Raw genomic sequence first — 20,523 nt, 5'->3', positions numbered from 1 at the left:
CGCCCCGTCCATGACGAGAGCGACCAAATTTCCAGGGGGTTTGTGTCGCGGACAGGCGAGACGCCGGTCGCACCGCGACCGGCGAGAAGAAAATTCGCCGAATTTTCTTCGGCTGTGCGCCTAGAGGGCACCGCGCCGATACACGCGGTGGCGCACTGCAATCATCCGGTCTACTCCTGATTTGGGCGGCCCAGAGAGTCACCCCGCGACCGGATCATATGCCAACTGCGCCCCCGCTGCGGTCTGATCCAAAGCTCAGGCGAGCAGGCCCGGATCAAAACGATCGCATCCGCCCGACAGTCGCATCAGTTGGGATCACACGCTCTCGTCGCCTTCGTCGTCTTCATCCCCCTCGTCGCCTTCGTCGCCTTCGTCTCCCTCGTCGTCTTCGTCGCCTTCGTCATGTTCGTTGCCTTCGTCATGCTCGTCGCCTTCGTCGCCGTTGTCGGGCTCGTTCAGCTCGTCGCCTTCGTCGTCTTCGTTGCCGGAATCGGCAAGGTTGTCGTCTTCGTCGCCTTCGTTGCCGTCGTCATTCTCGTCCCCCTCATCGCCTTCGTCCCCCTCATCATCGAGCAGAGCATCGGCATCCTCGTCGCCTTCGTCGTCCTCGTCGCCTTCATCGCCCTCGTCGTGCCGCGAGGGGTGGTCGGGCTCAAGGGATTCGTCGCCCTCGTCGTCTTCGTCGCCCTCGTCGTCTTCGTCGCCTTCGTCGTCTTCGTTGTCCTCGTCGCCTTCGTCGTCCTCGTTGCCTTCGTCTTCTTCGTTGCCTTCGTTATCCTCGTTGCCTTCGTCGCCCTCGTTGTTTTCGTCGCCCTCGTCGTTTTCGTTGCCCTCGTCGTTTTCGTCGCCCTCGTCGCCCTCGTCGTTCAGGCCGCCCTCATTTCCTTCGTTGCTTTCGTTGCCTTCGTTGCCTTCATTGCCTTCGTCCCCCTCATCGCCTTCGTTGCCCTCGCTGCCTTCATTTCCCTCGTTGCCCTCGTTGTCTTCGTTGCCTTCGTCCTCTTCGTTTCCTTCGTTGTCTTCGTCGCCCTCGTTGCCTTCGTTGGCTTCGTTTCCTTCGTTGCCCTCGTTGCCTTCGTTGCCCTCGTTTCCTTCGTTGTCCTCGTCGCCCTCGTTGCCTTCGTTGGCCTCGTTACCCTCGTTGCCTTCGTCGCCCTCGTTGCCCTCGTCGCCGTCGTTCAGTTCGTCGCCTTCGTCACCCTCGTCACCCTCGTCGCCGTTCTGACTCTCGTCGCCCTCGTCACCTTCGTCGCCCTCGTCATCCTCGTCGCCTTCGTCATCCTCATCGCCCTCGTCGCCTTCGTTGCCTTCGTCGGCTTCCTCTAGGAGGCCACCAAAAGTGTCGTCCTCGTCGTCTTCATCGCCTTCGTCGCCTTCGTCAGCTTCCTGGCCTCTGCCGAAGAACTCGCCATCTTCATCGCCTTCGTCGAACTCGTTACCTTCGTCGGCTTCGTTATTCTCGTCGCCTTCGTCGTTCTCGTCGTTCTCGTTGCCTTCGTTGCCTTCGTCGTTCTCGTCGCCCTCGTTGCCCTCGTTACCTTCGTCCCCTTCCAGGCCAATATTGATTAATCCTTCATCGCCCTCGTTGCCCTCATCGCCTTCGTTACCTTCGTCACCTTCGTTGTTCTCGTTGCCTTCGTTGTTCTCGTCGCCCTCGTCACCCTCGTCGCCTTCGTCGGCCTCATGCATATTTGCATCTATGCCCTCGTCGTACTCGTCATCAAAGTTGAAGTCCCAGTATGTGCTGTCCTCATCCCCCTCATCAAATTCATTGCCCTCGTCAGCTTCGGAGAGGTCGATTTGTCCGTCGGTGTTGTTGGAGATGATCGAGAAATTCTCGTCCCCCTCGTCATGTTCGTTGCCTTCATCGGCTTCGTTATGCTCGTCGTTCTCGTCGTTTTCGTCGTTCTCATCCCCCTCGTCGTCTTCGTTCCCCTCGTCGCCTTCGTTCCCCTCGTTGCCCTCGTTGCCCTCGTTGCCTTCGTCGCCTTCGTTGCCCTCGTCGTCTTCCTGGCCGTCAACGCCCTCGTTGCCCTCGTTTCCTTCGTTGCCTTCGTTGTGATCGTCGTCATAGGTCGAGGCCGAGATTTCATTGCCCTCGTTGCCCTCGTCGTTTTCGTTGCCTTCGTTGTCCTCGTTGCCCTCGTCTCCTTCGTCGCCAGAGCTGATCGAGCTCATCACGGAAGTGTCTTCCAGCCGGGCTTCGGGGGCTTCTTCGATGTCGGAGTTGAAAAGTTCGGGCATGACAGCCTCCTGTAAATGAGTGTTCAGCGCGCCAGCCGGTCACACTCCCAGCCGGGCGTCGCAAAATGGTCGAGCCAAAATAGGCACCGCTGCAGGCAACGTGCATCGGGCCAAGCTGGCCGCGACCATACATGAATATCGTTTATTTCATAAGGATTTTTGACCCATGTCCGGAACCGGCCGGTGCTTTGCCCCCTGCCTTGCCCCGTCGCAAAGCGCCGCACGGCAAGGCGGGTCTGGGTTCCGGCCGGGATGTGTCCGGGCTGAGGCCGTTCACGCGGAACCGATCAAAGATCGCCGCGCAGGTGCCAGAGTTCGGGGAACAGCTCGACCTCAAGCATACGGCGCAGGTATTGCACACCGCTGGTGCCGCCGGTGCCGCGTTTGAACCCGATCACCCGTTCCACCGTGGTGACATGGTTGAACCGCCAGCGGCGGAAATAGTCTTCCAGATCGACCAGCTTCTCGCCCAGCTCGTAAAGGTCCCAGTATTTCGCCGGGTCCTCGTAGACCTGCCGCCAGGCCGCCTGCACCGCCGCATCGGCGCTGTGGGGATTGTCCATGCGGTAGACCTCGGGCGCGAAACTGGCACCGGTTTTGGCCGCCAGCGCCCGCAACGCCACATGATAGAGCGAGGGTTGCTCCAGTTCCGCCGCCAGCATCGCGTGCAGCTCGGGGCGGTGTTCATGCACCTTCATCATCGCGGTGTTGCGATTGCCAAGCATGTATTCGATCAGCCGATACTGATGCGACTGGAAGCCCGAGGAATTGCCAAGCGCATTGCGAAACGTCGTATAGTCGCTGGGCGTCATCGTGCGCAGTACGTCCCAGGCAGAATTGAGCTGATCAAAGATCCGCGCCACCCGCGTCAGCATCTTGAACGCGGGCCGGAAGTCGCCGCCCGCCAGCAACAGGGCGCGCGCCGCCCTGAGTTCGTGCAACACCAGCCGCATCCACAATTCGCTGGTCTGGTGCTGGATGATGAACAGCATCTCGTCATGGGCATCCGATTGCGGATGATGGGTCGCCAGCAGCGCATCCATATGCAGATAGTCGCCATAGCTCATGTCCTTGGCATAGGACATCTTGGCGCCTTCCTGGCTGGGGTCATAGGCCTGGGACATCAGATCAATCCTTGAGAAGCTCGGTCAGCAGGGCCGAACCGGGCCTGCCCAGTTCGGCAACAACGGAGAAATGGTCATGGCCCGGATCGAACACGTTCGGCACGTTCCAGGCCTCGGAGAGAAGGCGCGTCTGGCGCACCAGTTCGGGCCGCTCGTTGGCACCGACCCAGCAGGTTACCGACAGGCCCGCGCGCCGGGACAGCAAGGCCGGGCTTTCGGCCTCGGCCTCTGCCGCGTCCAGGTGCAGCACCTCGTTCATCCGGGTGCCCAGCAGCGGGCGCAGATCGTGGATACCGCTGATGCTGATCACCCGGTCCAGCCGGTCGGGCAGCGGCCCGTCGGCACAGGCCATGCGCGCCACCAGATGGCCACCGGCGGAATGGCCCGCCAGCCGCACCGGCCCCGCCACATGGCGCGCCGCCTCCTCGATCGCTGCGCGGATCTCCTCGGCCATCTGGCCCAACCGCGCCTCGGGCGCCAGAGTGTAAGAAGGCACCGCCAGCGCCCAGCCCCGGCTGAGCGGCCCGGCGGCAAAATGCGACCAGAAGCTCTTGTCGAGCTTCTGCCAATAGCCGCCATGCACGAACACCACGAGGCCCTTCGCCGCGCCCTCGGGGCAGAACAGATCAAGCCGGTTTCGCGCGCCACGGCCATAGGCGATGTCAAGCGTCCCGCCCCGGTTTTTGCGCCACGCCGCCGCTGCCGCGCCCCAGGCGGCGGCCAGCCCGCCCGACCCCGGCACATAGCTGGAATTGTCGAATGCATCGTCCCAGTCGATCATCGCAGATCCTCCTGTCTTGTCGGCAGGGTAATCGCCACCCCGATATATTTCAAGCTTAAAGGTTTATGCTTGAAATATACCCGAATCCCCGTATCCTCATTCTCAATCAGCGTATCTTGCGAGGGAGGATGCAATGCGTATCGCATGTCTGGGTGGCGGTCCGGCGGGGCTGTATTTCGCCATTTCGATGAAGCTGCGCGACCCTTCGCATCAGGTCAGCGTGATCGAGCGCAACAAGGGGGACGATACATTCGGCTGGGGCGTGGTGCTGAGCGATGACGCGCTGGAAAACCTGGCCGCCAACGACCCCATCAGCGCCGAGACGATCCGTTCGAACTTTGCCTATTGGGACGATATCGCGGTGGTGCATGACGGGGTGCGCACCGTCTCGGGCGGGCACGGTTTTGCCGGGATCGGGCGCAAGGCGATGTTGCTCCTGCTTCAGGATCGCGCGCGGGAACTTGGCGTCGATCTGCAATTCCAGACCGAGGCGCGGCCCATCGCCGAGTATCAGGCTGAATACGATCTGGTGGTCGCTTGCGACGGGCTGAACTCGCGCGTGCGCAGCGATCTGGCCGCGCATTTCAAACCCGATATCGACACCCGGCAGTGCAAGTTCATCTGGCTTGGCACCCACCAGAAATTCGACGACGCCTTCACCTTCATCTTCGAAAAGACCGAACATGGCTGGATGTGGGTGCATGCCTATCAGTTCGACGAGGACACCGCGACGGTGATCGTGGAATGCAGCCAGGAGACCTGGGACGCCTGGGGATTCGAGCATATGTCCAAGGAAGACAGCGTCGCCACCTGCGAGCGTATCTTTGCCGCGCATCTGGGCGGTCATGCGCTGATGTCCAATGCCAGCCACCTGCGCGGCTCGGCGGTCTGGATCAACTTTCCCCGCGTGCTCTGCGAGAAATGGCACCATGAAAACGTGGTGCTGATGGGCGACGCGGCGGCAACCGCGCATTTCTCGATCGGCTCGGGCTCACGCCTTGCCTTTGACAGCGCCATTTCGCTGGCCACCTACCTGCATTCCGAGCCAACGATGGAAAGCGCGTTCGAGCGCTATCAGGAGGAACGCCGCCTCGAGGTGTTGCGCCTGCAATCGGCGGCGCGCAACTCGCTGGAATGGTTCGAGCAGGTCGAACGGTATCTGGACATGGATCCGGTGCAGTTCAACTATTCGCTGCTGACCCGCAGCCAGCGGATCAGCCACGAGAACCTGCGCCTGCGCGATGCCGACTGGCTGCGCTCGGCCGAACAATGGTTCCAGACCCGCGCGGGCGCTGCGGCCGAACCCGTGCGCGCGCCGATGTTCGCCCCCTTTCGCCTGCGCGACATGGAGTTGAAGAACCGCATCGTGGTCTCACCCATGGCGCAATACAAGGCGGTCGATGGCTGCCCGACCGACTGGCATCTGATCCATTACGGCGAACGTGCCAAGGGCGGCGCGGGACTGGTCTATACCGAGATGACCTGTGTCAGCCCCAAGGGCCGCATCACGCCGGGCTGTCCCGGTCTCTATGCGCCCGAGCATGAGGCCGCTTGGAAACGGCTGACAGATTTCGTGCATGGCGAGACGAGCGCGAAAATCTGCTGCCAGATCGGCCATTCCGGGCGCAAGGGCTCGACCCAACTGGGCTGGGAGACGATGGACGCGCCGCTGAAAGCCGAGAACTGGGACCTGATCTCTGCCTCGCCCATCCCGTGGTCCGCCAACAATGCCACCCCACGCGAGATGACGCGGGCGGATATGGACGCGGTGCGCGATCAGTTCGTCGCGGCCGCGCAAATGGCCGAGCGGGCGGGTTTCGACATGATCGAGCTGCACGCCGCGCATGGCTATCTGATCTCCTCCTTCATCTCGCCGATGTCGAACAATCGCAGCGACGAATATGGCGGCTCGCTGGAAAACCGCATGCGCTATCCGCTGGAAGTGTTCACCGCGATGAGGGCCGCTTGGGCCGAAGAGCGCCCCCTTTCGGTGCGCATCTCGGCCAATGACTGGGTGGAAGAGGCCGGTGTCACGCCAGAGGAGGCGGTCAAGATCGCGGCCATGTTCCACGCGGCGGGCGCCGATATCATCGACGTCTCGGCGGGCCAGACCTCGATCGAGGCCAAGCCGGTCTATGGCCGCATGTTCCAGACCCCGTTCTCGGATCGCATCCGCAACGAGACCGGTATCGCCACCATGGCGGTGGGCAATATCTATGAGGCCGACCATGCCAACTCGATCCTGATGGCGGGCCGGGCCGACCTGATCTGCGTGGGCCGCCCGCATCTGGCCGACCCCTATTGGACCCTGCACGAGGCCGCCCGCATCGGCGACCGCCACGCCGACTGGCCGCTGCCTTATCTGGCGGGCCGCGATCAGGCCTGGCGCCTGGCCGACCGTGACGCCGAGACGGAGATCCGCGCATGATGCTGGAGGGCGCCCATGCTGTGGTGACAGGCGGCGGCACCGGAACCGGCGCCGCGATTGCCGAGGCGCTGGCCCATGCCGGCGCCAAGGTCACCGTGCTGGGCCGCCGCGAGGCACCGCTGCGCGAGGTCGCCAAACAGCACAAGTTCATCGGATGGGTCACCTGCGACGTGACCGATCCGCAGGCGGTTCGCACCGCCTTTCGGCAGGCACGCGAGCTGAACGGGCCGGTGGGCGTGGTGGTCGCCAACGCGGGCGCCGCCGACAGCACACCGTTCCGGAAAATGTCCGCCGAGGGGTTCCAGCAGATGCTGGATGTGAACCTCAAGGGCGTGTTCAACAGCTTTCAGGCGGGGCTTGCGGATATGGAAACCGCGGGCGCGGGTCGGCTGATCGCCATCGCCTCGACCGCCGGGCTCAAGGGGTATCCCTATGTGGCGGGCTATTGCGCCGCCAAACACGGGGTCGTGGGACTGATCCGGGCGCTGGCGGTGGAACTGGGCCGCACGGGCGTGACCGCAAACGCCATCTGCCCCGGCTTCATCGAAACCCCGATGCTGGACCGCTCGATCGCCAATATCGTGGACAAGACCGGCCTGAGCGCGGAAGCTGCGGCAAAGTCGCTGCGCAAGGGCAATCCGCAGGACCGGTTCATTCAAGTGGACGAGGTGGCGGGCGCGGTCCTCTGGCTGTGTTCCCAGGCCGCCCGATCGGTGAACGGCCATGCCCTTGCCCTGTCGGGAGGAGAGATATGAGCGCACCCAACCCCCGCCCCGATGCCGGGCCGGACAGCAAGGCGCGGCTGCGCCTCTGGCTGAAATTGCTCAAAACCACGCGCGCGGTGGAATCGGGGCTGCGCGAGAACCTGCGCACCGAGTTCGCCTCGACCCTGCCGCGCTTTGACGTGATGAGCGCGCTGGCCCGCAACGCAGGCGGGCTGAAGATGAGCGAGCTGTCGGGCCTCCTGAAGGTGTCGAACGGCAATGTCACCGGCATCATCGAACGGCTGGTCGAGGACGGCCATGTGCTGCGCGAACCGGTGCCGGGCGACCGCCGCGCCAACCGGGTTCGTCTGACCCGCAAGGGCGAAGAGGAATTCGCTCGCCAGGCCGCACGCCACGAAACTTGGGTCGACGGCCTGCTGGGGTCGCTCGACGCCGACGAGGCGCGTGCGATCACCGCCACGCTGGACCGCATTCTGACAGAGGGAAAATCATGAGCGCCGCCGACACCACCCATTTCCTGTGTACCATCGAGGACGGCATCGCGCGCATCGCGCTGGACCGGCCCGAGCGCAAGAACCCGCTGACCTTCGACAGCTATGCCGAGCTGCGCGACTGGTTCCGCGACCTGCATTACAATGACGACATCAAGGCGGTGGTCTTTGCCTCGAACGGCGGCAATTTCAGCTCGGGCGGCGATGTGCATGACATCATCGGGCCGCTCACCCGGATGAACATGAAAGAGCTGCTGCAATTCACCCGCATGACCGGCGATCTGGTCAAGGCGATGATCAATTGCGGCAAGCCGGTGATCGCCGCCATCGACGGCATCTGCGTGGGCGCGGGCGCGATCATTGCTATGGCCTCTGACCTGCGCATCGCCACGCCCGAGGCCAAGGTGGCCTTTCTCTTTACCCGCGTAGGACTGGCCGGCTGCGACATGGGCGCCTGCGCCATCCTGCCCCGCATCATCGGTCAGGGCCGCGCGGCGGAACTGCTCTATACCGGCCGCGCGATGAATGCTGACGAGGGCGCCGCCTGGGGCTTTCACAACCGGCTGGTGGCGGCGGACGCACTGGAGGACGAGGCCCGCAAACTGGCCTCGCAAATCGCGGCTGGCCCGAATTTCGGCCATATGATCACCAAGACCATGCTGGCGCAGGAATGGTCGATGTCGATCGAACAGGCGATCGAGGCCGAGGCGCAGGCACAGGCGATCTGCATGCAGACCGGCGATTTCGAACGCGCCTACCGCGCCTTTGTGGCCAAGGAAAAACCCGTCTTTTTGGGCGATTGAGGCCAGCGCAATTGAGTATTTGGGGCGGAATGAAGCCCCTTGGAGGAAAGAGATGGCAGACCGCAGCTTCCTGACCTGGCCGTTTTTCGACGAGACCCATCGCGCCCGCGCCGAGGCGATGGAGGGCTGGTGCGCGCGCCTGCATGTGGATCACGGCGACATTGACGCGGCCTGCCGCAAGCTGGTGGCGGATCTGGGCGCGGGCGGCTGGTTGCAGGCCACTGCGGCGGTCGAGGGCGAGAGGCTGGATGTGCGGACCCTCTGCCTCAGCCGTGAGATCCTCGCCCGCCATGACGGGCTGGCCGATTTCGCCTTTGCCATGCAGGGACTGGGCACCGGGGCGATCTCGCTGTTTGGCACCCCCGAACAGCAGGCCGAATGGCTACCGCTCACCCGCAGCGGTCAGGCGATCGCGGCCTTTGCGCTGACCGAACCGCAATCGGGCTCGGACGTGGCCAATTCGACCATGACCGCCACCGCCGATGGTGACGATTACGTGCTGAACGGCGAAAAGACCTGGATCTCGAACGGCGGCATTGCCGATGTCTACACGCTCATTGCCCGCACGGGCGAGGCGCCCGGCGCGCGCGGGCTCAGCGCCTTTGTCCTGCCAGCGGGTCTGCCGGGGTTCGAGGTGGTCGAACGGCTCGAAGTGATGGCGCCGCACCCGCTGGCGCGGCTGCGCTTTACAGATGTACGGGTGCCGAAATCGGCGCTCTTGGGCGCGCCCGGAGAAGGGTTCAAGGTGGCGATGGCGGTGCTGGACGTATTCCGCTCGACCGTGGCGGCGGCGGCGCTTGGATTTGCCCGCCGTGCGCTGGACGAGTCGCTGGCGCGCGTCACCACACGACAGGTGCAGGGCGCGCCGCTGTTCGATCTGCAAATGGTGCAGGGCCATATCGCCGATATGGCCCTGGATGTGGATGCCAGCGCGCTGCTCACCTATCGCGCCGCCTGGGCCAAGGATATGGGCGCCCCGCGCGTCAGCCGCGAGGCGGCGATGGCCAAGCTCTATTCCACAGACCACGCCCAACAGGTGATCGACAAGGCGGTGCAACTGTTCGGCGGCGACGGGGTGCGGCGCGGCGAAAAGGTCGAGGAACTGTATCGCGATATCCGCGCCCTGCGCATCTACGAGGGCGCCAGCGACGTGCAGCGGGTGGTGATCGCCAGACAGGTGCTGGCGCAGGGATAAGACCGAAACGTCAATGGGAGGAGAGACCATGACCAAGGATCTGGAAAAGGGCATTACCGAAAACGGCACCGGCTATGACGGTGTGGTCTGGAACATTCTGGGCCAGACCTATTACCCCAAGGCGGTTTGCGAGACGACCTTTGCCTTTGAGACGAACTCGGAACCGGGCCAGTTCGTGCCCGTGCATGTCCACCCCACCCAGGATGAATTCATCCTGGTGCAGGAGGGCGAGCTGGACCTGAAGCTGGACGGGGTCTGGTCCAAGGCACGCGCCGGCGATCTGGTACGCATGCCCAAGGGCATCCCGCATGGATATTTCAACAAATCCGACAAACCGGCCCGCGCGCTGTTCTGGGTCTCGCCCGCGCGCAAGCTGAAAGAGCTGTTCGAGGCGCTGGACAATCTGGAGGATGTCGAACGGGTGGTCGAACTCTCGGCCCAGCACGAGGTCGATTTCCTGCCGCCCGAGGCGAATGACTGAACCATGCTGGGACCAAGCGCACATATCGACACCTTCACCCGGGACAACCTGCCGCCGACGGATCAATGGCCCGATTTCCTGCTTGACGGGTTCGACTATCCCGAGCACCTGAATGTCGGGGTCGAGCTGACCGATGCCATGGTCGACAAGGGCTTTGGCGACCATACCGCGCTGATCGGCAACGGCCGGCGGCGCACCTACAAGGAACTCAGCGACTGGACCAACCGGCTGGCCCATGTGCTGGTCGAGGATCTGGGCGTGAAGCCGGGCAACCGGGTGCTGATCCGCTCGGCCAACAACCCGGCCATGGTGGCCTGCTGGCTGGCCGCGACCAAGGCGGGCGCGGTGGTGGTCAACACCATGCCGATGCTGCGCGCGGGCGAGCTGGCCAAGATCATCGACAAGGCCGAGATCACCCATGCGCTGTGTGACACACGGCTGATGGAGGAGCTGGTCAGCTGCGCCAAGACCTCGAAACACCTGCGCACGGTGGTGGGCTTTGATGGCACCTCGAACCACGATGCCGAGCTGGACCGGCTGGCGCTGCAAAAACCGGTGCGGTTTCAGGCGGTCGAAACCGGGCGGGACGATGTGGCGCTGTTGGGGTTCACTTCGGGCACCACGGGCGACCCCAAGGCGACGATGCATTTCCATCGCGACCTGCTGATCATCGCCGATGGTTATGCGCGCGAGGTGCTGGGGGTGGTGCCCGAGGATGTGTTCATCGGCTCGCCGCCGCTGGCCTTTACATTTGGCCTGGGCGGCCTGGCGGTGTTTCCGCTGCGCTTTGGCGCCGCCGCGACCCTGCTGGAACAGGCAAGCCCGCCCAACATGGTCGAGATCATCCAGCAATACCGCGCCACCGTCTGTTTCACCGCGCCGACCGCCTATCGCTTCATGCTCAAGGCGATGGAGGAAGGCGCAGACCTCAGCTCGCTTCGGGCGGCGGTTTCGGCGGGCGAGACCCTGCCCGCACCGGTCTATGACGAATGGATCGCCAAGACCGGCAAGCCGATGCTCGACGGGATCGGCGCCACCGAAATGCTGCATATCTTCATCTCGAACCGGTTCGACGACCACCGCCCCGCCTGCACCGGCAAGCCGGTGACGGGGTATCAGGTGCGTATTCTCGACGAGAATGGCAACGAAGCGCCGCGCGGCGAGGTCGGACGGCTGGCGGTGCGCGGCCCGACCGGCTGCCGCTATTTGGCCGATGACCGGCAGTCGGGATATGTGCAGAACGGCTGGAACGTGACCGGCGACAGTTTCGTGATGGACGATGATGGCTATCTACATTTCGCTGCTCGCAGCGACGACATGATCGTCAGCTCGGGTTACAACATCGCCGGACCCGAGGTCGAGGCGGCGCTGCTGTCGCATCCGGCAGTGGCCGAATGCGGCGTCATCGGCGCCCCGGACGAGGCGCGCGGCCATATCGTCGAGGCCCATGTGGTGCTGACGCCGGGGCATACCGGCGACGCGCTGATGGTCAAGACCTTGCAGGATCACGTCAAGGCGACCATCGCCCCCTACAAATACCCGCGCAGCGTCCGCTTCATCGAGGCGCTGCCCAAGACTCAGACCGGCAAGATCCAGCGCTTCCGCTTGCGCACGGACATTCAGTAAACGGAGGCCAGACATGACCCACAAGACCATCCAGCCCGAGGGCTGGGCACCCGCCAAGGGATATGCCAACGGAATGCTGACCCGCGACGGGCATCTCTATGTCGGCGGACAGATCGGCTGGAACGCGCAGCAGCAGTTCGAAAGCCACGATTTCATCGGCCAGATGGAGCAGGCGCTGCGCAATATCCTGGATGTGGTCGAGGCCGCCGGCGGTCGGGCCGAACACATCACCCGGCTGACCTGGTACGTGATCGACAAGAAGGAATACATGGCCCGCCAATCCGAGATCGGCGCCAGCTATCGCAAGGTGATGGGCCGCCATTTCCCGGCCATGGCCATGGTGGTGGTATCCGGCCTGGTCGAAGATGACGCGCTGGTCGAGATCGAGGCCACCGCCGTCATCGACTGATCCGGCACATGAAAACGGGGCGCGCCCGACGGCACGCCCCGCTCTCCCGGTGCAGGTGGCGGGATCAGATACCGCCGGGCTGCTGCGGGCGCTTGAACGCGTTCAGCACGGTCAGCAGGCTGGTCAGGTTGTCGGCGACGCCGGTCTGACCGATCTTCTCGCTGGCCCCTGCCGTCGCGGTGGTGTCCAGCGAATAGATCTGCATCACGCCCTGGTTCGAGGCGGCCTGGCTCAGCGCGTTCTGCTGCTGCGCGGCGGCCACCGCGTTTTCGAACAGGATGCCGGTCGAATGGGCCATGGTCTGATAGACCGTGCCCATCGCCATCGCGGGCGCTTCGCCCACGACCTTGACGTTGGACTGGGTCACCGCGTCGGTGATCTGGTCATTTACTGCTGTCGGCCAAGTCATGATCTGTCTCCTTGTTTGGCACTGGGTTTATCGAAGTGGGGTTCGCCGGATCAGCCGCCGAACGAGTTGAGGACCGCCAGCAGGCTGGACATCTGGTCCGGCGTGCCCACCTGTCCGATCTTTTCGCTGGCCCCCGCCGCGGCGGTGGTGTCCAGCGAGTAGATCTGCATGACGCCCTGGTTGGCGGCGGCCTGGCTCAGCGCGCTTTGCTGCTGGGCGGCGGCAACCGAGTTCTGCAGCAGGATGCCGGTCGAATGGGCCATCGACTGATAGACCGAGCCCATCGCCATCGCGGGCGCCTGAGCGACCACCTGGACGTTGGACTGGGTCACCGCGTCCGTGATCTGAGAGTTTACTGCGGTGTTGTAAGGCATTCGGAGTGCTCCTTTGCGGTTGGGGTCTTACCGATATTGACGCGGTGAAATCCGTTTCGTGAAAACAGGTTAGCTCTTTTTCTGTGCGGCGGGGCGCGCAGGGCGCAGGGCGGTCTCGGCACGCAGGTCGCGGGCCAGCTGCTGACGGATCTCGGCCGAAAGCTGGTTGCACAGCTCGACCACCTGAGCGCTCTGAGCCTCGATCCGGGCGCCGGTGCGGGCGTCGAACTCGACCATGCGCAGTTCGACCTGACGCACCACCTCGGTCTCGATCAGATTGGCCAGATGCTCTGCCAGCTGGGCGAATTGTGCCTCCATCGCCGGGTCGATCCGGGCCTCGCCCACGACCCCCGATTTCAACACCTGTTCCAGTACCCGCTGTTCGGTGCGCGTCACCCGCTCGTGCAGCGAGGGCGGTGGCGCCTGGCCCGGGGCCTGTGGCGGCGCTGGCGCGCCGCGCACCGAGCGGAACGCATCGGCAATGGCGCCTTCGGCGGCCTGACGGCCCTGGGCGATCACCGACGAGGCGGCAGCCAGCCCGCGGTCGATCTGACCTGCGGCAGCGGGGTTATGGGCGGTTTCGGACTTGAGCCAGTTCACCAGACCGATCACCTCGTCCTCGTGCAGCTCGCGCCCGACCCAGTTGCGACCCACCGCCAGCAGGCGGGGCAACTCTTCGGCAAATCCACTCATTTGCGGCCACCCTTGCGGACGGTGGTCGATTTGACCTCGCGGGTTTCGACATCCATCTCGACCCGTTCCTCGCCGCTCACCTCGTCGCACTCGACAACATAGTCCCAGCCGTCCAGCTCGACCGCCGCCTGGGCGGCTGCGGCCAGCCGGTCGCGCGCCGCCGCCAGATCGGCGGCCAGGCTGCTATAGGGCGGCAGACCGCGGTCGCGGCTCGACATCACGCTTGCGCTCCATTGCGACAGCACCTGAACCAGCAATTCATCGGTCCGGCTGCGCAGAAATTCGATTTCCTCATACATGGCTCTCTCCAGCGGCTCAGGGTGTGTTACTAGGAAGACGCGCGGCGCGGCGGTTCGTGACGCAGGCACCGCGCATCCGTCAGTTCAGATTGCCGACCTGCGCCGGCTCGACCTGGCCATACTCGGCCTGCCCGACAAAGGGGGCCACGATCTGGCGATACTGGCCCGCGTTCTGCAACTGGTTGCGCGGCAGCGCCATGCCTTGCTCGACGCAGGCCACCACTTCGGGGCCGAATTGCGGGTTCACGATCGCGGGGTTGAAATCGGGGCCGAACCATTGGTCGAACACGGCGCTCGACAGCTTCTCCAGCGTGATCGCGGGGCCCGGATTGGCGGTGTTGAGCGCGCCGACGATCCAGTTGTAGAAATTGCTGCCGAACACAAAGGCGTTGTTCGTCATTCCCTGCGCGGTCACCGGCAGGATCAGCGCCACCTCATGGGCGGCGGTGGCGCGGTTGGGCATCTGAAAGATGTCCTGTACCACGATCAGCATCTGCGTGGCATTGTCCGGAACCTGGCCGGCGCCACCCAGGGCGGTGTACCGCGCCTGGCGCCATTCATTGTAGACGTTGTTGATATCGCCCAACCCGGTATTGGTCAGAAAGGGCGAATAGATCTGCGTGATCGCCGAGTTGTCGACGCCCAGATCGCGCGGCATCAGGTTGATCGCCATCATGCATTCGGGCAGCGAATGGTGCATCTGCACCACCATCCCGGCAAAGCTGGTAAAGGCGAGCCCGTTGTTGACCATCGCAGCCAGCTGTTGCTTGATCTGGTCAAGCGTGCCGATCGCGGCGACATTCACAGTGGACAGCATCGCCAGCACCCCCAGCCCGTCGGTGGTGGTGCCCGAGATATCTCCGGTCTCGTAATATCCCAGCAGCCGGTCGATATTGCCCAGCACATCCTCGGGCGGGAGATACCATTGGGTGCCGCCGACGCCTGGCATCTGGTCAAGGATATCGCGCCGTTTCACCCGCACCCGGTTGGTGGTCTTGTTAAAGGCCTGCGCGTTCTGCAACTGGTGCAACAGCTGCGCGATCGGGGCCAGGCCGGGGGCGGTGTTCGGATGGCGCGGCGCGGCCGAGATCATGTCGGCGCAGGCGCGACACACATCGCCGATGGCCAGCGGATTGGTCAGAGTATTGTTGTAGCGCACATGCAGCGTCGCCAGCAGCCGGATGTTCAGTTCGAATTCGCCATGCCCATCCGGGTTATAGCCCGACCAGATCGAGTCATCGCCCACCGTGAGCGGCGCGTCGATATTCAGCTGGTCGACCGTGCTGCGGGCCTGATCGCACAGGGTCTGCAAGGTGGCGGCCACCGCATCCATCGGGCCGCCATTGCCAAAGGCGCGCAGCAGGATCTTCATCAGATAGGTGGCGTCGGTCTCGCGGATCAGCCCCTTTGCGCCTTCGACGGCATCGCCGGTCAGCCAGCGGGCATTCTGCGGTTGGGGGACAAGTGGCATGGGTCAACCTCGCTCTGACATGCGGTTCATTTGCGGGCCTGCGCCTGGCGGGCCTGGACGCTTTCGTTGATTTTCGAGATGCCGAAACTGGCCGAGGCGGCCTCCATCGCGCCACCCGCGGCGGCCACGGCCATGGCACCGGCCAGCAGCAGTTCGGTTTCGGCGATGATCAGACCGTCCTCGGCGGCGGTGGCGATCTCGCCGGCCACCAGATCCTCGGACATCTTCTTGAGCATCACCGACTGGCTGGCCATCACCAGCTTGGTCACGCTGTCGAAATACTGCGCCGCCGATTGCGCGGCGAGCCCCGCCGCCTGCCCGATCATCTGGTCGGGCGGGGTCACGATCATCGTGGGGGCGTAATCCTTGATCTCCTGGTTCTGGAATTCCACCGATTGCACCACCGCCGGATCCAGCGCCGAAGTATCGACCGGGCCCTTGGGCACCGGCCCGATAGGCGGCCCACCAGCCTCGCCCCCTGCCGGAGCGGTGGGCGGCGCGCCAAAGGCCAGCTCGCGATAGGCCTGACGCGTCGATGGCGGCAGTGCCACTTCGCTCATGGCCCGAGTCTGGGTCTGTGTCTGAGCCTGTGGCGCGGTTCCACCGGGCTTGTGATCAAAGGCCGCCGCCTCGGCCGCGTTGACCAGGGTCTCTCCCTTGGTGATCTCATCCTCGACCGAGGCGATCTTGGCCTCGGCCTTGGTGGTGGCCGTTTCGATGGCGCCCTCGGCCTTGCCCTCGACACTGGCGAGGATCTCGTGACCAACCTCGGAAATCGCCTCTTCCAGCTGCGCGGCCGGGTCCACGGTGCCCGTGAGTTCGGATGTCTTTTGGGGCATGATTTTCTCCAGAAAGGACCACATCTGCCAAAGCTTTCATCAATCGCTCTTGGGCTTGCCGCCGCCCGAGGCGCCGCCGCCTCCGCCACCGCCTCCACCACCGCTGCCGATGCTGAGGATCTCGCGCACCGCCGTGGCGACCACCGCATTGGCGATCTGGTTTAGGTTCTGCTGGCTGGAGACCGAGTTCTGCAGGGACAGGCCCGCCGAATGGGTTGCCATCTGATAGAGCATCCCCATCGACTGTGCGGGAGAGATCGCAACGACCTCGACATTGCTCTGGGTCACCGCGTCGGTGATCTGCGAATTCACCGGCGTACCGGAACCGTCATTGGCCATGGGTGCCTCCTAGGGATTGATGTGCTTTTGCGGGAATAGACGCGGCAAATCCGGGTTCGTGACGCGACAGACAGGATTTTCCTGCCTCGATCTGCTGGCGCAGCGCGTTGCGTGCGACCTGCATCCGCTTGCGGGCCAGCGGCTCGGAGATTTGCAACCGTCGCGCGATTTCGCCATAGGGCAGACTTTCGAAGACCCGCAGCCGCACCAGCCGCGCCTGATCACATGACATCCGCGACAGGGCCGCGCAAAGCGTGTCCAGATCCTGGCGCGCGATCACCCGGCGCAGGGTGGCGTCCGGGTCCTCGGCACGCGCCTGGTGAAAGCCAAGCTCGGCCATGATCGACATGTCGCGCCGATAGCGGCGCCAGTGATCCTGAGCGGTGTTGCGCAGCGAAACCGCAAAAAAGGCCTGGAAATTGTCGATCGGCTGGTCCGAGCTGCGCAGGTATTCCAGGATGCGCAGGGTGGTGCGGGCCAGAAAGGCCTCGCCCAGAACCGGATTGCCCTGTGCCAGCCGGCAGGCGCGGCGCATCAGTTCGGGATGGTGCTGACGCCAGGCCCGGCCGAATTCCTCGGGCGTGTGGATGGCGTGAAACGGGCCGGCGATCGTACTGTACTGGTTCATGCTGATTCCCCCCAGGGTTGCATGAAGTCAGCTTTGGCCCTGCCCGGCCGCCTGTCTGTTACACGCGTAACAGCAGCGGCGGATCCCCTGGTCGAGGGGATGGTCCTAGCTCTGATCCGGTCCGAACCGGTCCCACAGGCGCGAGGTCCTCTCCAGCAGGATGGCCCCGTCCTTGACCGCGATATCGCCGGATTCGCGCCATTTGCGGATGGTCGTGTTGACCCGCGTTCGGCTCGCCTGCACCTTGGCCGCGATGCGTAGCTGGTTCTCCTCGATCCGCAGCTGATGCGGCCGCCCGCGGCCGGGATCGGCCTGTGCCAGCAGGTAATGGGCCAGCCGGGTTTCCAGATCGAACAGCACCGCGCGTCGATAGCTGTCGCGCAGGTTGCGCAACTCATCGCGGGCGTTGCGCGCCAGCGCCGCCTGCACCCCGGGATGATCCAGCAGGCGGCGGCTTGCCCCCGGCGGGATATGCACCAGCGCCGCGCGGCTGGCACAGACCGAGGTCGCCGGGCGCCCCCGGCCATCGGCCACCTCGTGCAGACCCAGTAGATCATACCGCGTGCGGGTCTCAAAAATCACCTCGCGCCCGGTCTTGTCGTACCAGATCGAATCGATCTGGCCGTACATGATCACATAGGCCGAGCGCGCCGCCTCGCCCTCGGCATAGACCATCTGCGCCTTTTCATAAGCCCGCAGATCACATTGGCGGGCCAGCGCGGCCAGCTCTCCGGCGCCCAGCCCGGCAAACAGCGGCACCCGCTTCAGCACCCGGCGGATCAGGTCGCTGCGAATCTCGCTTCGGGCAGAGGACATGGCGGCCTGACATCGTTACGAGCGAAGCCGGCCAAGGCGACCGGCAAGAACTTGGGCACCGGCCTCGCGACATAACGCGTGGCACCATTGGGTCTGGGCCGGGCCATCGGAGCGAGGTCGCCAGCTCAGATAGAATTTGACGTCAGGTAATACCGCAAAAGGAGAGTTACACAGTGTGCTCTGGATCACTGTTGCTACCAAATGGTTAATCGCACCGACCCGGCCATTTGCTGGACAGGGGGTGGCGACTTGGCTACCCCTTGGCAAACAGCATCCGGCGGGTCGGGAAAATGGGCAGGCAAAGCAACGTTCTCTTCATCATCATCGACCAGTTGCGGGCCGATTGCCTGTGGGGGGCGCTGGCGGATCATGTCGAGCTGCCGCATCTGCGGGCGCTGGCCCAAGACGCGGTCAGCTTTCGCCGGCACTATTCCGTGACCAACCCCTGCGGGCCGTCGCGTGCCTCGATCCTGACCGGGCAATACGCGATGAATCACCGCTCGGTCCGCAACGGCACCCCGCTGCGCCACGACACGCCCAACATCGCGACCGAGATGCGCAAGGCGGGCTATCTGCCGCTGCTCTTCGGCTATACCGACACCTCGCAGGATCCGCGCGCCTATGACGCGAACGACCCGGCGCTCAAGACCTATGAATTCCCGATGCGCGGGTTTCACGAGGTGACCGAGATGCGGCTGGAGATGTCCTATCCCTGGCAATCGCATCTGAAGAACCGCGGCTATGCCTTTGACGATTACGCCCAGGTCTATGTGCCCCGCCCCGATGCGGACGGCACCCCGCGCCTGAACGGGCCCGCGATGTACCGGGCCGAGGACAGCGATACCGCCTTTCTGACCGATCAGTTCCTGGCCAACATGCCCGCCTGGGCCGGGCAGAACTGGTTCGCGCATCTCACCTATATCCGGCCGCATCCGCCGCTGGTGGCGCCCGCGCCCTATAACACCATGTACGATCCCGCCAAGTTGCCGCTGCCCGCGCGGTTACCGGGGCGCGACGACGAGACCGCAGAACACCCTTTCTTCGGCCCCGCCACCCGCTATTCCAGCCCGGCCAGTTTCGTGCTGGGCTTCCCGGATCTGGAGCCCACCGACGAGACCATCCAGACCCTGCGCGCGGTCTATCTGGGCCTTGCGACCGAGGTCGACACCCATATCGGCCGGGTGATCGCGCATCTGAAAGAGACCGGCCAGTATGACGACACGCTGATCGTGGTCACCGCCGATCATGGCGAGATGCTGGGCGACCGCCACAGCTGGGGCAAGATGACGGTCTATGATGCCGCCTATCACACACCGCTGATCATCCGCGCGCCGGGCTGCAAGCCGGGCCATGTGGTCGAGGCCCCGACCGAGTCGATCGACCTGATGCCCACCATTCTCGACTGGGTCGGGCAAGAGATCCCGAATGCGGTGGATGGCCGCTCGCTCAGGCCCTTCCTGACGGGCGAGGCGCCCTCCGATTGGCGTCAGTACTCCTTTTCCGAGCTGGATATCTCGGAACCGCTGGACCCGACGCTCTGGCAGCAGGAGTTCGGCTTTGGCCCCAGCGCGGGCGCGGTGGCGATCCTGCGCGATGCGCGTTTCACCCTAGTCGAATTCGCCGCCGACCTGCCGCCGATGCTGTTCGACCATCAAGGCGAGGGCGAGTTCCGCAATGTGGCGGGCGACCCTGCCCATGCGGCGGATCTGGCGCGGCTGTCCCGGCAGATGCTGCGCCACCGGATGCGCAACATGGACCACACGCTGTCCCTGTGCTCGATCACCCACGAGGGGGCCCGGACGCAGCGGCGCTACGACTGAACCGGGGCCTCCGAGCCGTGATCGGTCAGGCATTCGGAATGGTCGCGCAACACTTCGAGCACACGGCAATCGCTGCCACGATGGCCGTCGCAACTGTCGATCATCCGCTGCAACTCGGCCTCCAGCGCGCGTAGCCGGGCCAGCCGCTGCTGCACCTGCGCCAATTGCCGCCGGGCGATGGAATCCGAGGCCGAGCAGCTTTGCCCCGGCTGGTCGTTCAACGCCAGAAGCTCGCGGATCGCATCCAGCCCAAAGCCCAGCTGCCGCCCGTGCCGGATAAAGGCCAGCCGGTCCAGCGCGGCCTCGTCATAGCGGCGCTGACCGCCCGAGGTGCGCCCGGCCTCGGGCATCAGTCCGATCTGCTCGTAATAGCGGATGGTCTGCACCTTGGTGCCGGTTCTGCGGGCGAGGGTTCCAATTGTGTACATATGCCAGAATACTGTCTGTAACTTCGCGGCAATGATCTCTCAGGCAGGTCGGAATGTCGATGCGGTCTTGGCCCGGGTCAGCTGCGCCGTGCTAAATCGC

22 protein-coding genes are annotated in these 20,523 nt (G+C 64.4%); 9 read left to right on the top strand and 13 right to left on the bottom strand.

Annotated features, from left to right (window positions below; translation table 11 throughout):
* Positions 1 to 315 precede the first annotated feature (315 nt).
* The 3 genes from SPO_RS23150 to SPO_RS21900 form a co-directional block, all read right to left on the bottom strand.
* On the bottom strand, positions 316 to 2,244 hold the full coding sequence (locus SPO_RS23150; RefSeq protein WP_011242187.1) for a hypothetical protein: 1,929 nt from the start codon (positions 2,242 to 2,244) through the stop codon (positions 316 to 318).
* 287 nt (positions 2,245 to 2,531) lie between these two features.
* Positions 2,532 to 3,368, bottom strand: coding sequence for a tryptophan 2,3-dioxygenase (locus tag SPO_RS21905; RefSeq protein ID WP_011242186.1), 837 nt, complete (start codon positions 3,366 to 3,368; stop codon positions 2,532 to 2,534).
* A 4-nt stretch (positions 3,369 to 3,372) separates the two neighbouring features.
* Positions 3,373 to 4,149 (bottom strand): alpha/beta hydrolase, encoded by a 777-nt coding sequence (locus tag SPO_RS21900; RefSeq protein ID WP_011242185.1) that lies wholly within the window; start codon positions 4,147 to 4,149, stop codon positions 3,373 to 3,375.
* A gap of 133 nt (positions 4,150 to 4,282) precedes the next feature.
* On the opposite strand from SPO_RS21900, the gene SPO_RS21895 reads away from it, so the two are divergent.
* From SPO_RS21895 to SPO_RS21860, 8 genes are read left to right on the top strand one after another with little or no spacing between them, the layout of a single operon-like run.
* On the top strand, positions 4,283 to 6,577 hold the full coding sequence (locus SPO_RS21895; RefSeq protein ID WP_011242184.1) for a bifunctional salicylyl-CoA 5-hydroxylase/oxidoreductase: 2,295 nt from the start codon (positions 4,283 to 4,285) through the stop codon (positions 6,575 to 6,577).
* Positions 6,574 to 7,332 (top strand): SDR family NAD(P)-dependent oxidoreductase, encoded by a 759-nt coding sequence (locus tag SPO_RS21890; protein WP_011242183.1) that lies wholly within the window; start codon positions 6,574 to 6,576, stop codon positions 7,330 to 7,332. Before SPO_RS21895 ends, SPO_RS21890 begins: the two co-directional genes overlap by 4 nt.
* The gene (locus tag SPO_RS21885; protein ID WP_011242182.1) at positions 7,329 to 7,796 is read left to right on the top strand and encodes a MarR family winged helix-turn-helix transcriptional regulator; all 468 of its coding nucleotides are present in this window, start codon (positions 7,329 to 7,331) and stop codon (positions 7,794 to 7,796) included. The genes SPO_RS21890 and SPO_RS21885 overlap by 4 nt, the downstream gene beginning before the upstream one ends.
* Complete coding sequence (locus SPO_RS21880) at positions 7,793 to 8,596, top strand: enoyl-CoA hydratase family protein (protein WP_011242181.1); 804 nt, start codon at positions 7,793 to 7,795, stop codon at positions 8,594 to 8,596. Before SPO_RS21885 ends, SPO_RS21880 begins: the two co-directional genes overlap by 4 nt.
* Before the next feature lie 52 nt (positions 8,597 to 8,648).
* Positions 8,649 to 9,791, top strand: coding sequence for an acyl-CoA dehydrogenase family protein (locus SPO_RS21875; protein WP_011242180.1), 1,143 nt, complete (start codon positions 8,649 to 8,651; stop codon positions 9,789 to 9,791).
* 28 nt (positions 9,792 to 9,819) lie between these two features.
* Entirely contained in the window at positions 9,820 to 10,272 is a 453-nt protein-coding gene (locus tag SPO_RS21870; RefSeq protein WP_011242179.1) for a cupin domain-containing protein, read from the top strand.
* Between the two features lie 3 nt (positions 10,273 to 10,275).
* Complete coding sequence (locus tag SPO_RS21865) at positions 10,276 to 11,898, top strand: AMP-binding protein (protein WP_011242178.1); 1,623 nt, start codon at positions 10,276 to 10,278, stop codon at positions 11,896 to 11,898.
* Positions 11,899 to 11,911: 13 nt separating this feature from the next.
* Positions 11,912 to 12,307 (top strand): RidA family protein, encoded by a 396-nt coding sequence (locus SPO_RS21860; RefSeq protein ID WP_011242177.1) that lies wholly within the window; start codon positions 11,912 to 11,914, stop codon positions 12,305 to 12,307.
* A 64-nt stretch (positions 12,308 to 12,371) separates the two neighbouring features.
* Here SPO_RS21860 and SPO_RS21855 read toward each other — a convergent pair whose 3' ends face one another.
* The 9 genes from SPO_RS21855 to SPO_RS21815 all read right to left on the bottom strand — a co-directional run bounded on the left by SPO_RS21855 (position 12,372) and on the right by SPO_RS21815 (position 18,175).
* Positions 12,372 to 12,716 (bottom strand): RebB family R body protein, encoded by a 345-nt coding sequence (locus SPO_RS21855; protein ID WP_011242176.1) that lies wholly within the window; start codon positions 12,714 to 12,716, stop codon positions 12,372 to 12,374.
* Between the two features lie 50 nt (positions 12,717 to 12,766).
* Positions 12,767 to 13,090, bottom strand: a complete 324-nt coding sequence (locus SPO_RS21850; RefSeq protein ID WP_011242175.1) for a RebB family R body protein — start codon at positions 13,088 to 13,090, stop codon at positions 12,767 to 12,769.
* Between the two features lie 69 nt (positions 13,091 to 13,159).
* Positions 13,160 to 13,783, bottom strand: coding sequence for a hypothetical protein (locus SPO_RS21845; RefSeq protein ID WP_011242174.1), 624 nt, complete (start codon positions 13,781 to 13,783; stop codon positions 13,160 to 13,162).
* On the bottom strand, positions 13,780 to 14,082 hold the full coding sequence (locus tag SPO_RS21840) for a hypothetical protein (protein WP_011242173.1): 303 nt from the start codon (positions 14,080 to 14,082) through the stop codon (positions 13,780 to 13,782). Before SPO_RS21840 ends, SPO_RS21845 begins: the two co-directional genes overlap by 4 nt.
* Before the next feature lie 79 nt (positions 14,083 to 14,161).
* On the bottom strand, positions 14,162 to 15,553 hold the full coding sequence (locus SPO_RS21835; RefSeq protein WP_044029571.1) for a hypothetical protein: 1,392 nt from the start codon (positions 15,551 to 15,553) through the stop codon (positions 14,162 to 14,164).
* A 26-nt stretch (positions 15,554 to 15,579) separates the two neighbouring features.
* Positions 15,580 to 16,392 (bottom strand): hypothetical protein, encoded by an 813-nt coding sequence (locus SPO_RS23395; protein WP_230981823.1) that lies wholly within the window; start codon positions 16,390 to 16,392, stop codon positions 15,580 to 15,582.
* Positions 16,393 to 16,431: 39 nt separating this feature from the next.
* The gene (locus SPO_RS21825) at positions 16,432 to 16,731 is read right to left on the bottom strand and encodes a RebB family R body protein (protein ID WP_011242170.1); all 300 of its coding nucleotides are present in this window, start codon (positions 16,729 to 16,731) and stop codon (positions 16,432 to 16,434) included.
* Complete coding sequence (locus SPO_RS21820; RefSeq protein WP_011242169.1) at positions 16,721 to 17,359, bottom strand: RNA polymerase sigma factor; 639 nt, start codon at positions 17,357 to 17,359, stop codon at positions 16,721 to 16,723. Before SPO_RS21820 ends, SPO_RS21825 begins: the two co-directional genes overlap by 11 nt.
* Before the next feature lie 105 nt (positions 17,360 to 17,464).
* Positions 17,465 to 18,175 (bottom strand): Crp/Fnr family transcriptional regulator, encoded by a 711-nt coding sequence (locus tag SPO_RS21815; protein ID WP_044029570.1) that lies wholly within the window; start codon positions 18,173 to 18,175, stop codon positions 17,465 to 17,467.
* A 290-nt stretch (positions 18,176 to 18,465) separates the two neighbouring features.
* Between SPO_RS21815 and SPO_RS21810 the strand changes: the two genes are divergently transcribed.
* Positions 18,466 to 19,995, top strand: coding sequence for an alkaline phosphatase family protein (locus tag SPO_RS21810; RefSeq protein ID WP_011242167.1), 1,530 nt, complete (start codon positions 18,466 to 18,468; stop codon positions 19,993 to 19,995).
* Here the strand turns inward: SPO_RS21810 and SPO_RS21805 are convergent.
* Entirely contained in the window at positions 19,986 to 20,423 is a 438-nt protein-coding gene (locus tag SPO_RS21805; protein WP_011242166.1) for a MerR family transcriptional regulator, read from the bottom strand. The genes SPO_RS21810 and SPO_RS21805 overlap by 10 nt on opposite strands.
* Positions 20,424 to 20,523: the final 100 nt, after the last annotated feature.

This window comes from Ruegeria pomeroyi DSS-3, from assembly GCF_000011965.2.
Classification (GTDB): Bacteria; Pseudomonadota; Alphaproteobacteria; order Rhodobacterales; family Rhodobacteraceae; genus Ruegeria_B; species Ruegeria_B pomeroyi.
Note: the sequence above shows the minus strand (reverse complement) of the source record. Positions and strands in the feature narration are given on the sequence as shown.

What these genes read in the sequence shown, in the direction of transcription:
- SPO_RS21805 (WP_011242166.1), bottom strand. Translation starts at nt 20,423, where the DNA reads ATGTACACAATTGGAACCCTCGCCCGCAGAACCGGCACCAAGGTGCAG.
- SPO_RS21840 (WP_011242173.1), bottom strand. Translation starts at nt 14,082, where the DNA reads ATGTATGAGGAAATCGAATTTCTGCGCAGCCGGACCGATGAATTGCTG.
- SPO_RS23150 (WP_011242187.1), bottom strand. Translation starts at nt 2,244, where the DNA reads ATGCCCGAACTTTTCAACTCCGACATCGAAGAAGCCCCCGAAGCCCGG.
- SPO_RS21855 (WP_011242176.1), bottom strand. Translation starts at nt 12,716, where the DNA reads ATGACTTGGCCGACAGCAGTAAATGACCAGATCACCGACGCGGTGACC.
- SPO_RS21905 (WP_011242186.1), bottom strand. Translation starts at nt 3,368, where the DNA reads ATGTCCCAGGCCTATGACCCCAGCCAGGAAGGCGCCAAGATGTCCTAT.
- SPO_RS21900 (WP_011242185.1), bottom strand. Translation starts at nt 4,149, where the DNA reads ATGATCGACTGGGACGATGCATTCGACAATTCCAGCTATGTGCCGGGG.
- SPO_RS21815 (WP_044029570.1), bottom strand. Translation starts at nt 18,175, where the DNA reads ATGTCCTCTGCCCGAAGCGAGATTCGCAGCGACCTGATCCGCCGGGTG.
- SPO_RS21850 (WP_011242175.1), bottom strand. Translation starts at nt 13,090, where the DNA reads ATGCCTTACAACACCGCAGTAAACTCTCAGATCACGGACGCGGTGACC.
- SPO_RS21860 (WP_011242177.1), top strand. Translation starts at nt 11,912, where the DNA reads ATGACCCACAAGACCATCCAGCCCGAGGGCTGGGCACCCGCCAAGGGA.
- SPO_RS21825 (WP_011242170.1), bottom strand. Translation starts at nt 16,731, where the DNA reads ATGGCCAATGACGGTTCCGGTACGCCGGTGAATTCGCAGATCACCGAC.
- SPO_RS21835 (WP_044029571.1), bottom strand. Translation starts at nt 15,553, where the DNA reads ATGCCACTTGTCCCCCAACCGCAGAATGCCCGCTGGCTGACCGGCGAT.
- SPO_RS21890 (WP_011242183.1), top strand. Translation starts at nt 6,574, where the DNA reads ATGATGCTGGAGGGCGCCCATGCTGTGGTGACAGGCGGCGGCACCGGA.
- SPO_RS21820 (WP_011242169.1), bottom strand. Translation starts at nt 17,359, where the DNA reads ATGAACCAGTACAGTACGATCGCCGGCCCGTTTCACGCCATCCACACG.
- SPO_RS23395 (WP_230981823.1), bottom strand. Translation starts at nt 16,392, where the DNA reads ATGCCCCAAAAGACATCCGAACTCACGGGCACCGTGGACCCGGCCGCG.
- SPO_RS21880 (WP_011242181.1), top strand. Translation starts at nt 7,793, where the DNA reads ATGAGCGCCGCCGACACCACCCATTTCCTGTGTACCATCGAGGACGGC.
- SPO_RS21865 (WP_011242178.1), top strand. Translation starts at nt 10,276, where the DNA reads ATGCTGGGACCAAGCGCACATATCGACACCTTCACCCGGGACAACCTG.
- SPO_RS21895 (WP_011242184.1), top strand. Translation starts at nt 4,283, where the DNA reads ATGCGTATCGCATGTCTGGGTGGCGGTCCGGCGGGGCTGTATTTCGCC.
- SPO_RS21870 (WP_011242179.1), top strand. Translation starts at nt 9,820, where the DNA reads ATGACCAAGGATCTGGAAAAGGGCATTACCGAAAACGGCACCGGCTAT.
- SPO_RS21845 (WP_011242174.1), bottom strand. Translation starts at nt 13,783, where the DNA reads ATGAGTGGATTTGCCGAAGAGTTGCCCCGCCTGCTGGCGGTGGGTCGC.
- SPO_RS21875 (WP_011242180.1), top strand. Translation starts at nt 8,649, where the DNA reads ATGGCAGACCGCAGCTTCCTGACCTGGCCGTTTTTCGACGAGACCCAT.
- SPO_RS21885 (WP_011242182.1), top strand. Translation starts at nt 7,329, where the DNA reads ATGAGCGCACCCAACCCCCGCCCCGATGCCGGGCCGGACAGCAAGGCG.
- SPO_RS21810 (WP_011242167.1), top strand. Translation starts at nt 18,466, where the DNA reads ATGGGCAGGCAAAGCAACGTTCTCTTCATCATCATCGACCAGTTGCGG.